This is a genomic window from Leptospira yasudae (assembly GCF_003545925.1).
Taxonomy (GTDB): domain Bacteria; phylum Spirochaetota; class Leptospiria; order Leptospirales; family Leptospiraceae; genus Leptospira; species Leptospira yasudae.
The window spans coordinates 138012-152061 of the sequence record NZ_QHCU01000002.1 but is presented as its reverse complement, the minus strand read 5'-3'; the positions used below and the strand labels follow the sequence as shown (position 1 = coordinate 152061).

Here is a 14050-nt window from a genome sequence, read left to right as displayed (position 1 = left end):
TTTTCTTCGCGTAAATTTAATCCAAGTTATTTTTAAAGTAATCGATGGTTTTCCGAATTCCTTCAATAAGAGGGACCTTAGGTTCGAATCCGAGATGTTTTTTTGCGAGAGTTAAGTCCGGTTTTCTACGGGCCGGATCGTCCTGCGGCAATGGTTTATGAATGATCTTGGACGAAGAGCCCGTTTCCTTCAGAACCATTTCTGCTAATTCGCGAACCGTAAATTCTCCGTCGTTTCCGAGGTTGACCGGACCTGAGAAAGTTTCGGTGTTCATCATTCGGATGATTCCTTCGACCAAGTCGTCGACATAACAAAAGGAACGAGTTTGATCCCCTTCTCCGTAAAGTGTTATGTCTTCTTTTTTAAGGGCTTGTACGATGAAGTTACTGACAACTCTTCCGTCGTCGGGAAGCATTCTCGGTCCGTAAGTGTTGAAGATGCGAATGACCCGAATGTCCACTTTATGATTTCTTTGATAATCGAAGCAGAGAGTTTCCGCAACGCGTTTCCCTTCGTCGTAACAGCTTCTGATTCCGATCGGATTTACGTTTCCCCAATAAGATTCTTTTTGAGGATGTTCGAGAGGGTTTCCGTAAACTTCGCTTGTGGACGCCTGGAGAATTCTCGCTTTTACTCGTTTGGCAAGACCGAGCATATTCATCATTCCCAATACGTTTGTTTTGATCGTCTTGATTGCATTGGATTGATAGTGAACCGGGCTTGCGGGGCAAGCCATATTGTAGATCTGATCCACTTCGAGTTTGATCGGATCGGTTATGTCATGTCTGATAAATTCGAACTTCGGATGATCGAAAAGCTCTTGGATATTCTTCTTTCTTCCCGTGTGAAGATTATCCAAACAGATAACTTCGTTTCCTTCGTTTAATAGCCTAGCACAAAGATGCGATCCGATAAATCCGGCTCCGCCTGTGATCAAAATTCTTTTTTTACTCATGATTCTTCTTTTTCCAAAAATTCCGACTGCAAAGGTTTTCCGTTTAAATCCAAGCCTTTGCTGAAAAACCATTCCATAACTTCCGGAGTTATTTCTCCCGGGAATGGAGTTTCCATACTTCCGTCCTCGGGAAAGTGGAACGAGTCCTCTTCCTGCAGAAAATCCTGGTTCGGAACCTGCGATTGGAAAACTCTTTTAACCGATACGAATATGATGGATAAGCTAAAAAAAGACCAGAGGAGGGCAATCAAATATCCCAGAACAATTACCGATTTGGGAACCCCGTTCGCGGGATTTGCGCCCGTAATCCACGTCGCCATAATTCCTGCGTCCGTGTAAGCGATATTCCCTGTAAAATCCAGAAGATCGTATAGGCTATATAGAGTGATGCTCGTTCCGATAAACACAAGAACGAATTGATTCAATCTTAGATTGAAGAGACCGAGCAGCACGAAACCCAACCCCCAAAGAATTCCCGTATATTGCGCCAAGTTACCCGGCTTTGAATAAGAAATGGTCATGAGCAAAAGGATCGCTCCGAACGAAATCAAAGTCGGGCGGACCATCTTTCCGGAAAATCCGCGGTTCAATAAAAAACCGCCGATCAAACAAGAACCGAGATAACCGGCGGACACGACAAAGATAAACGCCCCTTTTCCGGAACTTGGAATCGCGATCGTTTCTCCGGATTCGTTTCCGTGCAATTCGATCGCATGAACGGAGCCGCCCGTTAAAAGCGCCGCGATCGCGTGACCGATCTCATGAATGAAAACGATAAAGTCTTTCAGATAACTGACAAGGTGATGATCCCAAAACGAAAAAAGAGTAATCGCGATCGAAATAAAAATCGTCAGCCTGAGAAATCGATTCTCCATCGATCTCATTATCGGCAGATTTTTCCATTTTCGATAGAATTTACACGGGTGGTAAAACTTAGTTTTACTCTATCGAAAAGATAAATCGGCACGACTCAAACTTCGCTCTCTATGGATCGCGAAGTTAAGTTCTGAAATGTTTTAAGATCTCCTGCAGCTTTGTCGCTTTTACAACAGATTCGTCTACGGTATGTTTAATTTCTTCGGAAGTTCTCGCAATCGATTCTGAACTATCAGAGATCGTCTGCATCGATAAAGAAATTTCATTGGAAGCCGCTTTTTGAAAACCGGAAGATTCGTTTACCGTAGCGCCGAGTCGATCCACTTGATCGGTGTTCTTTCGTATTTCGTTTAACTTCTCCGCTTGCGCCGCTAAGGATGCGGTAACGATCGTAGCGGAAGAATTCACTTCACCGATGTAATCCGTAAGTTCTTTTACGATCGATAGCGACTCTTGAAATTTTTCCGCGCCAAAGTCAACGGCTTTGGTTGTGTTTCCGATCAGGCTCACGATATCTTTAATTGAGTTTCGTGTTTGATCGGCGAGTTTTGAAATTTCTTCCGCGACCACGCTGAAACCTTTTCCCGCTTCGCCCGCTCTTGCAGATTCGATAGAAGCGTTCAATGCAAGAAGATTCGTCTTTTCCGAAATGGAAGTGATGATGCTGATGATTTTAGAAATTCCGTTCGAGTATTCCTTGATTTCATCCATCGCTAAGATCGCTCTTCCGAACGTCTCTTCACTCTGAGAAGCTTTTTGTTTTACCGAAGAAGTTTGAAAGGAAAGATCATCCATCGATTTGGAAACTTTCTGAATCGATTCGTTCACCTTTCCGATTCCTTCGTTGATCGCGTTCAAGCCGGATGACTGGAGATGAATCGATTTAACGATCTCATCCATTGTGGACGACAATTCCTGAGAAGCCGATGCAGTTTCTTCTACGGATGCCGCCTGCGTATGCGTCTTGGATTGGAATTGTTCGGTGGATTGAGAAAGGTATTGATAGAGCTCTTGATTCTTTTCGAAGTTTTCTTTGATCTGAACCAACAATCCCCAAACGCTGATTACAAGAACTCTCAACGAAGAATACACTTCGGCAATTTCCGAATTTTGTTTCCGAGCGGGAATCTCTAAAAGAAAATTCCCCGATACGATGTCTTTTTGAATCGCAATGATTTCCCGAATCTCTTTTCGATAACCTAAAATCGTTCCGATCAGAAAAACGATTCCCAACGTTCCGCAAAGAATTCCGATCAAAGGAAGCAACATCATTCCGCTATGAATCCATTCTATATTCGCAAATAACAGCGGAACAAAAACAAGCAGAGCATAGGTGAAAATTTTTCCGGCTAATCCCAATTTTTTGGATAAGGTATGAAATCTCGTTTTGATCTTTAAAGAAACTGAATTCGTATCATTGAGTTCTTTAAAGAGAACTTCCGCCTTAGCGATCTGTTTCCGAGTCGCTTTTTTTCGAACGGACATAAAGCCAGAGACGATTCCTTCGCTCATTACCGGAGTAATGGTCGCGTCTACCCAATAATGATCTCCGGATTTAGCCCGGTTCTTCACTACGCCGCTCCATGGATTGCCGCTTTGAATCGTTTCCCACATTTCCCGATAGACTTCCGCAGGAACATCCGGATGACGGATCAAGTTGTGCGGTTCGCCTAACATTTCCTTCTCGCTAAAACCGCTTATATCCGCAAAATCCTGACTAACGTAAGAAATTCTTCCTTTCGTATCGGTACGCGAAATCAATACCGCAGTTGTGGGAATCTCTAATTCTTTATTCGTAACAGGGAGATTTTTTCTCATTCAAAGCTCCTCCATTTCCATCGCAAAATACGCACGGATCGGCTTAAAGAAGAATTTTAGATCGTATTTAAAAAGAGTAAGTGTCTAATGTTAAACGAGCGAAAAAGGAAACCTAAGCAAAGAATTCAATAAAAATTGAATGTAGCCCGAAAGACTTATGTTTCTTTCCTGGAATCATGATTTGGGACGGTACCGAACCCGTTAAGTAACTTAAAGTGGAACACGGACTCTTTTCCTGTCTAAGTCGTAATTTTGGAAAGATTTTTATAAATGACAATCAATTCCCCTCCCGCTTTTCTCGGGTATCGATTGCACTTGGAGAACAAATTCGAAAGGATGGACTTGTGAGCATTCACCTTTCTTTTCTCGTTTCCGGCTTCTTTCATATTCTAATATTTTTGTTTTTCTTTATACCGCTCTTTAAATCCGAATCGATCGCCGACTTTCCGATTTTTTTAAGAAGGGGTGCAACCCCAAACGTTACACTCAGCCTTTCCAATGAAGGCTCCGGCGAAAAATCGGAAACGATCCCGTCCGAAAATTCGAGCGCGGAAGGAACTTTACAAAAGGAAATCGAAGAATTTAAGAACGAAATCCACTTTCCACAAGGCGCATTGGAACAAAGACTGGAATCGGATTGTTCTTGGGAAGTGAAAATAAAATCTGACGGAAAGGGAGAAATTCTCAGGACCATCCAACCCTGTCGATATTCGTTATTCGATGTCGAGTTTCAAAGGGCGCTGAAGACCTGGAAGTTCAACCTCAAAGAAGGAACGAACCTAATCATTCCGGTTTCCTTTAAAGTAGATGAAAGAGAATTCTGAAGTCAACGAGTGGTATGTTCTCTATACCAATCCTAGAGCCGAAAAAAAGCTCAAACGATTATTTCAAGAAAGAAAGATCGAATGCTTTCTTCCGCTTCTTTCTAAAAAGAAAAAGTGGTCCGATCGCTGGAAAGTCGTTGAAGAGCCGATGTATCCTTCTTATATCTTCGTAAAGATTTCGTTTTATCAAGACAAAGTCAAAGTTCTCCAGCTACCCGGCGCGCATCATTTCGTATTTTACGATGGAAAACCGTATGCGATTCCGGACGAGGATCTCAATTTAGTGAAGTCATTTCTGGAAACGTATCCGGATAAGATTCAAATCGAAATTCAGGAAAAGCTTTCTCCCGGAAAAAAAGTTCTTATTCAAGAAGGACCGTTTGCCGGATACAAGGCCGAAGTCATATCGCGAAAGAATGAGGAACAGATCCTCGTTAAATTTCCGGGAATGAATTTGATGACGTCGGTGACTCTCGATGTAAAAACGTTAAAACTGGAGGAAAACCTTGGATCCAATTTTTGAGAAGATAGAAAAAGCGATCGATACGGAGATAGAATCGATTCTCCATTTTAGAAAAAACTTGGACCCGTCGATTAAGACTGCAATCGAGTTGATACTTCAGTCCAAGGGAAAATTGATCGTAACCGGAGTCGGCAAATCCGGGGACGTGGGTAAAAAAATTTCATCCACTCTTTCTTCCACCGGAACTCCATCCGTTTTTTTACATCCCGCCGACGCCGCGCACGGTGACGCGGGAATTATCTCCACCGAAGACGTAATCGTTGCAATCGGAAAATCCGGCGAAAGCGAAGAACTATTAAATCTCATTCCTACGATCAAAAACATAGGCGCAAAATTGATTTCGATGACGGCTAACGCAGAATCGCGCCTTGCAAAGGAATCCGATGTCGTTCTCATCACTCCCGTTTTGAAGGAAGCTTGTCCGCTGGAACTCGCTCCGACTTCCAGCACGACGATCGCTTTGATTTTAGGCGATGCGATCGCAATGTGTTTGATGGAGTTGAAGGATTTCAAAAAAGAAGATTTCGCACTTTACCATCCCGCGGGAAGACTCGGCAAACGTCTCAGTTTGAAAATCGACGATGTTATGCGTAAAGAAAAGGATCTCGCAAAAGTTTCTCCGAGCACTTTGCTGGATGAAATTCTAACCGAAATCACCGTTAAAAGACAAGGCGCTACCGGAGTTACGGATTCTTCCGGAAAACTTCTGGGAATCATTACCGATTTTGATATCCGTAAAAAATTGAAGGAAGGGAAATTGGATTCTTCGATTACGGCCGAACAACTGATGAATTCCAAACCGACAACGTTTCAATCCGGCTCAAATGCGTACGACGTACTGAAACAAATGGAATCTAGACCAAGTCCGATTTCAGTCGCTCCGATCGTAGACAAAGCACAGAAATTGATCGGAATCGTATCCATACACGATCTTTTGCAAAAAGGTCTCTAAGTATGAATCCGCGGGAATTTAAAATCGTTCTTACCGTCAGTGAGAATGAATTTTTTTCTCTCAAAGAACATCCCGCGTGTGATTGGATCGAGATTCGTCTGGATTTATTTTCATCCGAAAGCATTCGAACAAGGCTCGGCGAAAAAATCAAAGCATTGAATGCCAAGTGCGTTTTTACATACAGACAAGCCGGAGACACGGATCAAACAACCGCTTCCAAAGAGAATGAATTAGATTTTCAGAATGTGATAAACTCGATCGATCCGAAAGAGCACTATCTTGATTTGGAATTGAATCGTTCTAACGAAGTTTTCGGATCGCACGCGGACCGAGGTTTCGGGTTGGTTCGTTCGGTTCACAAATTCAACGGTATTTTATCCGAACAGGAGTTGCGGGATTGGGTCCGGAAGGATCCTTATTTGGACGGAAAGAGAAAGTACGAGGGAGTTCTACCGTTAGTTTATAAATTCGCGGTCTTCCCGAATTCGGTCAGCGAACTCACCAAGTTTCTAACTTCCTTTCGCTCTCTCGCAAACGAATACAAAAACTTGAATGTGTTTTTAACGGGAATTTGTATGGGGCCGATGGGAGTAATTTCGAGGGTTTTCCCCGATTCCTTCGGTTCGATTTTTACGTATTGCTGTTTGACAGAACCGAAGGCTCCCGGTCAGGTTGATTTGGATTCTTTACTTCGACTAAGAAACTCAAAGTGATTTTTACTGAATCACTTTAGGAAAATTGAACTCTTTCGATAGCAGAGAAGTCAATACGGTTTGCAGCTGGACGTTCGAATCGATTCGCGTCGAACGTTTAAACCGATTCGTGTTCCGTAAAGTCAGGTTTTATCGAGTGCCTGGGAATCCTGGGTCTTCTCTTTATCGCCGCCTTTGGATTCCAAAAAGGATTTAAATGAAGACTTTTCCTTAAAACGATCGAATTCTTTTTCTTCCGCGGCGGCGGCCCAAATCGCCGGTTTCATATTCGCGGCTTTACGGATGTATTCCATCGTTTTTTCAAGGTCGTCCTTGTTCGCATAACATTTTGCCAACAGATAATATGCTCCCGAAGAACCGCCGACCTTTTCCAACATAAGAATCGCCTGATCGATCTTTCCGGTGTAGTAGTATGCCTTTCCGAGATAAAAACGGTATTCGCGCTCTTCTTCCTCCGAAGATTGAACGGAGTGAAAATAACGAAGAGCTTTTTCGTATTCACCGTGATTCGTATAATACCGAGCGAGTTTCAAAATTCCGTCGTTGTAAACGTCGGGAAGATTCTTAAATTCGGGGTTTTCCTTCTCGAGTTTAGAGGCGATCTCCTTTAGGATCGTATAACCTTCGGTTTCTTCTTTATTTTGGATTTTGCAAAGCGCGAGATACATCCGAATCTCATGCGTTCTTTCTCCGAATTCGAGAGCTTTTTCGGCCGTTTTGATCGCGTTCTCGCAATCTTTGACTTCGTATTTGAGTTTGGTCAAACCGATCAACGGCTGAACCGTTGTGTTCGCCGCATAGGATTTTCTGTAATACTTTGCGGCTTCTTCGTATCGTTTCATTTTGTGATACGCAACGGCTTGATTTAGATTCGCATAATACAACATTTTCGGACTGCCGCTTCCGATTTTATCTTCGAGCTTATCCAATATGCGAAGCGCTTCTTGATACTTCTCCAAACGGATGAGAGTCACACCGTATTTATACAGATAATCATGTTTTTCGGGGAAGTCTTTGACAAGCCCTTCCAACAAAGTTTCCGCTTTTTGAAACTCTTTGTGATTCGCGTAGATGAGGGAGAGATTCCAACGCGCCGATTCGTCTCCGGGTTCTTTCTTTAGAATTTTAAGATATTCTTCTTCCGTGCTCGGGCCGCTGGTTTCCGGTTCTTCCGTGGTTTGTTTTTTGGGACGATGATGAACTACATGACCGGATGAAAGTCTTTCTTCCGCAGTGGATCTTATTTTTTGAATGTGAGTGAGATCCGGATCGATTCTCAGCAAGCGATTGGAATACGCGATGACTTCGTGATAATCCCTTTGATAATTGAAATAAAGAATGATCTTTTGATAGCAGTTGACTAAATCTTTTTTCGGTAAGTTAAGACCGACCGCTTTTTTGAACGCCTGAATGGACTTCGGATAATCCCTTCTGTATTCGTAGATGTAGCCCATGTACATCCACGCTTCTCCCGAAGAAGGGTTTGCATCGTTGAACTTTTGGAACTCATCCATGGCCTTGGAAAAGTCCTTTCTCGCATACGCCCTCTTTCCTTCTTTCAAATCCGCGTACAGCGAAGTTGAAATAGAATACAAAAGAACCGAAAAAAGAAAAATCCGCAAGCCCATCATAGGACCAGTTTCGGAGAGGAAGTCTTTTTTAAAAGTGAATTTGTAACCCCTCTCCGGACTGGTTTATAATAAATTTCCTAATTTTTCCTGTCTTTTCGACGCGAGTAACTCGGATGCCCTGAGAGCCAAACTCATCGTAGTAATCTGAGGATTGACCGAAAGACCGGTAGGATATACGGAAGCATCAATCACAAAAATATTTTTATGACCGTACAATTCCAGGTTCGGATCCACGGCTCCCTTTTCAGGAGAATCCGCAGCTTGAATCGAACCATGAGGATGCGCAGAGCCTACGAGCAAACTTCCCGGATTGAATTTCTTTTCAAGAATCCAATCGAACTTCGTGTTTTTATCCACAGGAACCGGAGCTTCCATATCGGGAAACGGGAAGATCAATTCTTTTGCACCCGCAGCGGCTTGTACTTCCGCCAACATCTTCAAACCGCGGAGCATATTCTTCCCGTCGCCAGGCGTAAGTTCAAAGTAAACCTTTCTAGAACCTAAGGACCATTTTACGGAAGCGTTCGCTTCTCCATCCGATCCGTCGCGAACGAGAACGATTCCCGCGCTCATGTTCGAATATCTTTGAATCTGATCGAATTGCTGTTTTCCGTAATAGGGTATCAAAGAAGCGGCTAACGTAGGTCGGAATGGGGCAACTTCCAGCCAAAATCCGTATCCCGTATTGTCTTGGTTGTGACCGTCTTTGATAACGGCGGATTGTGGAGGACCGGAGAACATATTGATCTTCTCGTCAAACACCGCGAAGATGGTGCTGGTTGGATGGACTTTCAAATTTCTTCCCACCCAATCGTTTCCTAAACCGGATCTTTGCAAAAGAGCCGGACCTTCGATCGCACCCGCGCTGACTACGACGACCTTCGCGGTAACTTTTATTTTTTTAATCACCGCATCAGGCGCCTTTTCGTACGGATCGGGAGTGAACTCGGCGACCACAACTTTTGTTGTTCCGTCGTGAATGACCTGCGCTTTCATGTTCGCGATCACGGTCGCACCGGCTTCGATCGCATCGGGAATGTAGGTTAGGAACATGGATTGTTTCGCGTTGATCGGACAACCCAATCCGCAACGACCCAGACCGATACAACCTCGGTTGTTGTTGTTCAAGACTTCGGGATGAAGGCCCAACGCCTTTCCACCCTTCATCAACGTATTGTTATTCGCATTGATGAGATTTTGAGGAACGGGATGAACCCCGAGTCTTTCATGCACGGAAGAAACGAACGGATCCATATCCTGTCTCGAATATCCTTTCAAACCGAATCGTTTGTCCCATTCCGCGGTCACGTAGTCGGGAGGATATAAGGATGTCTGCCAGTTTACGGTTGTGGACCCCCCGACGGTTCTTCCCTGAAGAATGCTCAATGTCTGTTCTTCCGAAATAATAAAACCGGCGTCGCGATACAATCGAGCCGAAGATAAGAACTCGTCTCCGCTGAACTGGGCCGGCGTAAAATAAGATCCTTCTTCGATGAGAACCGTGTTCCAACCGTTCTTAGCAAGAGTGGCCGCCGCAACCGCACCGCCTGCACCCGAACCGATCACAACCGCATCCGCTGTGAGTTCCCAAGTTCCGTTTTTGATATTCTCTCTTTCAATGATCTCTTTGTGTTTTTTAGGAGTGATGATTTTATCATTCGCCGCTGGAATTCCGCCCATATTAACCCTCGTATCCCGCTAATGTTTGAATTCTTTTGTCTTTTGAAACGAGGAAGAATGCGATCTGTCTCATGATCGAATACGCTCCCCGTTTTAAACCGAGTGAGGAAGTTTTCCAAGACAACAGACGTTTTTCTCGTTCTTCCACGCTCAGAGAAGTCATGGGTTTGAAGGAAAAATCCAATGCGAGCGCGGCAAGCGTGGAAGAAGGAATCATTCCCAAAAGAAGAATCACGCTTTCCGTATCGATCGGAGTCGGATGCCCGTAGACGTAATCATCCACGGCAACACCCAGATCGAAATCGGGGATCGGATTTCCTTTGAGAAAAACTTCTCCCAAAGACTTGAAAGCAAGATAGGCATCGTCTTTCAATCCTCGCAATCTGGGAATCGAACCGCTGGTACACGCGGTCATTCCCGGAAGAACGAACGCGGTCACGGCTAAAAATTTTAAACTTAGTTTTAGAAATCGACTCCGAGGAATCGACTCTTGCAGAAACAGCTCCAAGTTCACCTCCCGTTTGCCGTTAATACGACTCCGGTTTTATATATAACAACTGTTCTGCAGGAATATAGGAAAGGAATTTCTTTGTCTATACTTTCTTCTGGAATTTTTTCATTTTCACGAAGATCTTGATCTCCTCGTAATCGATGCGATCGAGTTCGACTTCGATTTTATCGCCGAGTGTGTAAATCTTCGTAAACTTTTTCGAATAAAAGGAGAAATCGGTTTCCAACCGAACTTCGCCTTCATCCGTAAATTCGGAAGAAAGAAGACATGCGTCCACCATCGGATTTTCCAGATCCACAAAGATCAGGAACGGTTTGCATCCTGTGATCGTTGCGGAGAATTCCTTGATTCCGGTTTTTTCGAGATAACGACAAGCCTTGAGTTTGTAATAATCTCTTTCCGCATCGGTCGCTTTTCGTTCTTGATGAGAACAATGTAGACCGGACGTCACCATTTCCTCCGGCGTATAAACCGGCTTTTTGCTCAGAAGAATCTGCTGCAAAACCCTGTGACAAACAAGGTCGGGGTATCTTCGAATCGGGGAAGTAAAGTGGCAGTAGTCCTCGAATCCAAGACCCCAATGTCCGAGATGTTCTCCCGAATAATAAGCCTGCATAAAAGTTCTCAGTAGAAACATGTTGAACAATCTTTCCGCAGGCTTTCCTTCCAATTCTTTCAAGACGACTCGGATCGCTTCGTAACTTGAATCCTTGAGTAAGGTTTTGATTCCGTTTAACTGTAAAAACGCGTTCAACGATTCGAGTTTTTCTTCGTTCATCGGTTCGTGAACTCGATATAAGGTCGGGTGTTTTTTCTTTCGGATATATTCGGCGACCTTGATGTTCGCGGAGAGCATAAACTCTTCGATAAGAATATGCGCCTGCAAACGATCCTGAACGGCGATCTCGACGACGTTGTGTTCGGAATCCGTTACGACCTTGTTTTCTTTTAGATTCAGATCGACCCTTCCATTTTCGACCCGTTTTGCGCGAAGAACTTTTGCAAATTCGTTCATCCGAAAGATCCAATTTTGGCGATCGCCCGCAAGAATTTCGGATTCGGCCCGATTGTACGTATATCGTTCCGCTACCTTAATTATACTTTTATAATACTTCGCGTGAGTGATCTTTCCTTTCCAATCGGCTTCCATTTCCACCGTAAAGGCAAGACGATTCTTTCCCGCAACGAGAGAACAAAGATTTTCGGACAACTCGGGAGGCAGCATCGGAACGACCCGACTTCCGAGATAAACGGAAGTCGCTCGATTGTACGCTTCTTCGTCCAAGTCGGTCCCGGGACGGACATAGTGGGAAACATCGGCGATATGAACGTAGAATCGAATTCGATTCTTCTCTTCCACAAAGCTGATCGCATCGTCGAAGTCCTTTGAATATTCGCCGTCGATGGTGATACATTTCAGATTACGCAGATCCACTCTGGAACCCCAGTCGTCGACGGTACTTTCCTCGACTTCTTCGGGAAGATCCAAGGTGATATTCTCGGGATACAAAATGCTGTAATTGTATTTCATCAGCATTCTCATCAGATCCAAATCTTCTTTCGTGTCGGATTCGAACCGCAAGAACTGAACCTCGTAGAGATTTCTTTCATGCTCCGTATCTTCTTTCAGCCGCACGACTAAAACGTCGCCGGATTTGATTTCATCCTGTAGGTCGGTAAGAATCGTTTTGCGGAGGAGATAACCTTCCTTTTCCTCTCCGTCTATATCCAAAAGTTTTCCGAAGATGAACTTCGGATCTTTTTCGGTCACGATCATTCGGTACAGATCGCGTCCTCTCCTAAGAATCTCGGTTACTTCTCCTTCGAGTCTTCCTTTTTTTCCGATTCCATACGGATGAATTTCTACGAGATCGCCTTGAATCGCGGATTGTGCATATTGACCCGGTACGAACACTTCCATACCGGAAGGAAGTTTTACGAAACCGTCCCCCCGTTTGCTGATGGAAATCGTTCCTTGCAATTTTTGATTCGGATTGACTATTATATTCTTTTTTTCTAATTCAATCAATCCTTCGGTTTCGAGAATCCGAAGCGTTTCGGAAATTTCCCGTTCGCGTTCTTGAAACTGCCACTTCTCCCTTTTTTTACCGTAAGAATTTTGATTCTCTTCTCGGAGAAGTTTCGCGCTGAGATCCTTAAGTTGGATCACCGATCCTGCTCTGGATTGAAGATACTTGAGAATTTTTTTTCCGATTTCGTTTTCTCGAAAGCCTTCGGTTCTTCCCGAAGGTCTCTCTCGTTTGGTTCGATCGGATTTACTGAAGGTTTTCTTTTTGGTTTGAGGTTGGGTCGTCCTCTTTTGTTTTGTTTGTTTTTTCTTTTGATTCATAATTGCTAAGCCGTCGACTTATCGTCGACGTAAGTTCCGCGCACGTAATTCGGAACGAGTTTCCAATACGGAAACCGATCCGGAAATGCGATCGCTTCTTGAAGTAATTCCAAGTTGCGATTTAAGATCGCGGATGCGGACGGAAGATTTTCTAAGATGGGATTTCCCGCAAAGAATTCGGGATGATCCGAGTACTTCTGCGAGGTTAAAAAAGCCTGTAATCGATCTTCCGGTATTTTATCCAGTATATCGTCCGGCTTGACGTCTATGGAACCGAAAAATCCTCTCGTATCTTCCATTCCGAAATAAATTTTTTTCTGTTTCGCCTCGATTCCGACGATCACCGGATCTCCGGCTTCTTCGTGATAAAACGAAGTATAAACGTTTAAACTATCAAATCCGATTGCGGGAATTTTCCAAAGCTGCGCAAGATTGCGCGCCGTTGCGACCGCGATTCTAAGCCCGGTAAATGAACCGGGTCCCAGCGCACTAACGATCAAATCGGGGGATTGCCAATTCGAGTTCTTTAGAACATTTCGTAATTCTTGGATCAAAAGTTTAGAAGATTCCCGCGGATGGATTCCGGAATACGAAGAAACCGGAGTCAGATCTCCATTCGAATCAAGGGTAAACGATTCCACAAGAATCCATTGGTTTGTCGCATCGAAAAAAAGAATCTTTTTCATACCGGATTCCCTTTCGATTCTTTCCAAAGATTTTTTAGATTTGGAAATCTTTGTATATCAGAACTTTTGAATGTAATATTTCTTTCCTCTTCTGAAACGGTTTTGAATTCCACTTCGATTTTCAACGGAAACGTGTCCAAATCTTCGTTTGCGATTTGCCACCATTCTACGATGGAAACTCCGGGCCGTTTCCAGATTTCCTCGAATCCGAGGTCTTCCAGTTCCCCTGGGGATTTCAAACGATGCAAATCGAAGTGAAAAAATTTCGGTTCTTCTCCGGGTTGCGATCCGTTCGGAATCGGATATTCGTTCACAAGAGTGTATGTGGGAGAATTTACGTTTGCGTTCGGGGAAATCTTTTTTACCAGCTTGGAAGTGAATGTTGTCTTACCCGCACCCATTTGGCCCGTAAATAAAAAAATGGGATGAAGCTTTTGCTCCAAAGCGGAAAGAATAATCGGCACGAGAAAGTTTGCGGGTTTGTCTAAGTCTTCCAGTTTCAGATTTCGAAATTCGAGTTCCAATTCATCC

The 14050-nt window shown here is 43.9% G+C and carries 13 protein-coding genes; 4 read left to right on the top strand and 9 right to left on the bottom strand.

The features are described from left to right. Positions 1 to 16 precede the first annotated feature (16 nt). From DLM76_RS05855 to DLM76_RS05845, 3 genes are all read right to left on the bottom strand, one after another. Positions 17 to 955, bottom strand: a complete 939-nt coding sequence (locus tag DLM76_RS05855) for a UDP-glucuronic acid decarboxylase family protein (RefSeq protein ID WP_118954467.1) — start codon at positions 953 to 955, stop codon at positions 17 to 19. Further along, the gene (locus DLM76_RS05850; protein ID WP_118964942.1) at positions 952 to 1830 is read right to left on the bottom strand and encodes a M50 family metallopeptidase; all 879 of its coding nucleotides are present in this window, start codon (positions 1828 to 1830) and stop codon (positions 952 to 954) included. Before DLM76_RS05850 ends, DLM76_RS05855 begins: the two co-directional genes overlap by 4 nt. A 124-nt stretch (positions 1831 to 1954) precedes the next feature. Further along, entirely contained in the window at positions 1955 to 3649 is a 1695-nt protein-coding gene (locus DLM76_RS05845) for a methyl-accepting chemotaxis protein (RefSeq protein WP_118964657.1), read from the bottom strand. A gap of 344 nt (positions 3650 to 3993) precedes the next feature. Here DLM76_RS05845 and DLM76_RS05840 point away from each other — a divergent pair, with 344 nt between their 5' ends. From DLM76_RS05840 to DLM76_RS05825, 4 genes are read left to right on the top strand one after another with little or no spacing between them, the layout of a single operon-like run. Then, positions 3994 to 4473: an LIC_10042 family TonB-like protein gene (locus tag DLM76_RS05840; protein WP_118964656.1), complete on the top strand. Its 480-nt coding sequence runs from the start codon at positions 3994 to 3996 to the stop codon at positions 4471 to 4473. Beyond that, positions 4457 to 4996, top strand: a complete 540-nt coding sequence (locus DLM76_RS05835; protein WP_118964655.1) for a UpxY family transcription antiterminator — start codon at positions 4457 to 4459, stop codon at positions 4994 to 4996. Before DLM76_RS05840 ends, DLM76_RS05835 begins: the two co-directional genes overlap by 17 nt. Further along, on the top strand, positions 4980 to 5948 hold the full coding sequence (locus tag DLM76_RS05830) for a KpsF/GutQ family sugar-phosphate isomerase (protein WP_118964654.1): 969 nt from the start codon (positions 4980 to 4982) through the stop codon (positions 5946 to 5948). The genes DLM76_RS05835 and DLM76_RS05830 overlap by 17 nt, the downstream gene beginning before the upstream one ends. 2 nt (positions 5949 to 5950) lie before the next feature. After that, positions 5951 to 6661, top strand: coding sequence for a type I 3-dehydroquinate dehydratase (locus tag DLM76_RS05825; RefSeq protein ID WP_118964653.1), 711 nt, complete (start codon positions 5951 to 5953; stop codon positions 6659 to 6661). Positions 6662 to 6783: 122 nt separating this feature from the next. Here the strand turns inward: DLM76_RS05825 and DLM76_RS05820 are convergent, their stop codons facing one another. The 6 genes from DLM76_RS05820 to tsaE all read right to left on the bottom strand — a co-directional run bounded on the left by DLM76_RS05820 (position 6784) and on the right by tsaE (position 14043). Then, the gene (locus DLM76_RS05820) at positions 6784 to 8289 is read right to left on the bottom strand and encodes a tetratricopeptide repeat protein (protein WP_118954473.1); all 1506 of its coding nucleotides are present in this window, start codon (positions 8287 to 8289) and stop codon (positions 6784 to 6786) included. A 66-nt stretch (positions 8290 to 8355) separates the two neighbouring features. Then, positions 8356 to 9972 (bottom strand): GMC family oxidoreductase N-terminal domain-containing protein, encoded by a 1617-nt coding sequence (locus tag DLM76_RS05815; RefSeq protein WP_118964652.1) that lies wholly within the window; start codon positions 9970 to 9972, stop codon positions 8356 to 8358. Position 9973: 1 nt separating this feature from the next. Then, a complete protein-coding gene (locus DLM76_RS05810; protein ID WP_118954475.1) occupies positions 9974 to 10480 on the bottom strand; it encodes a hypothetical protein in 507 nt (168 codons plus the stop codon). Between the two features lie 85 nt (positions 10481 to 10565). Further along, positions 10566 to 12833 carry a ribonuclease R family protein gene (locus DLM76_RS05805; protein ID WP_118954476.1) on the bottom strand — a complete coding sequence of 756 codons (2268 nt, stop codon included), beginning with the start codon at positions 12831 to 12833 and terminating at the stop codon, positions 10566 to 10568. A 5-nt stretch (positions 12834 to 12838) separates the two neighbouring features. Beyond that, the gene (tsaB, locus tag DLM76_RS05800) at positions 12839 to 13519 is read right to left on the bottom strand and encodes a tRNA (adenosine(37)-N6)-threonylcarbamoyltransferase complex dimerization subunit type 1 TsaB (protein WP_118954477.1); all 681 of its coding nucleotides are present in this window, start codon (positions 13517 to 13519) and stop codon (positions 12839 to 12841) included. Then, a complete protein-coding gene (gene tsaE / locus DLM76_RS05795) occupies positions 13516 to 14043 on the bottom strand; it encodes a tRNA (adenosine(37)-N6)-threonylcarbamoyltransferase complex ATPase subunit type 1 TsaE (protein ID WP_118964651.1) in 528 nt (175 codons plus the stop codon). The genes tsaB and tsaE overlap by 4 nt, the downstream gene beginning before the upstream one ends. Positions 14044 to 14050 lie beyond the last annotated feature (7 nt).

Coding starts and splice junctions, on each gene's coding strand:
- DLM76_RS05855 (WP_118954467.1), bottom strand. CDS start 955: ATGAGTAAAAAAAGAATTTTGATCACAGGCGGAGCCGGATTTATCGGA.
- DLM76_RS05850 (WP_118964942.1), bottom strand. CDS start 1,830: ATGGAGAATCGATTTCTCAGGCTGACGATTTTTATTTCGATCGCGATT.
- DLM76_RS05845 (WP_118964657.1), bottom strand. CDS start 3,649: ATGAGAAAAAATCTCCCTGTTACGAATAAAGAATTAGAGATTCCCACA.
- DLM76_RS05835 (WP_118964655.1), top strand. CDS start 4,457: ATGAAAGAGAATTCTGAAGTCAACGAGTGGTATGTTCTCTATACCAAT.
- DLM76_RS05825 (WP_118964653.1), top strand. CDS start 5,951: ATGAATCCGCGGGAATTTAAAATCGTTCTTACCGTCAGTGAGAATGAA.
- DLM76_RS05820 (WP_118954473.1), bottom strand. CDS start 8,289: ATGGGCTTGCGGATTTTTCTTTTTTCGGTTCTTTTGTATTCTATTTCA.
- DLM76_RS05815 (WP_118964652.1), bottom strand. CDS start 9,972: ATGGGCGGAATTCCAGCGGCGAATGATAAAATCATCACTCCTAAAAAA.
- DLM76_RS05805 (WP_118954476.1), bottom strand. CDS start 12,833: ATGAATCAAAAGAAAAAACAAACAAAACAAAAGAGGACGACCCAACCT.
- tsaB (WP_118954477.1), bottom strand. CDS start 13,519: ATGAAAAAGATTCTTTTTTTCGATGCGACAAACCAATGGATTCTTGTG.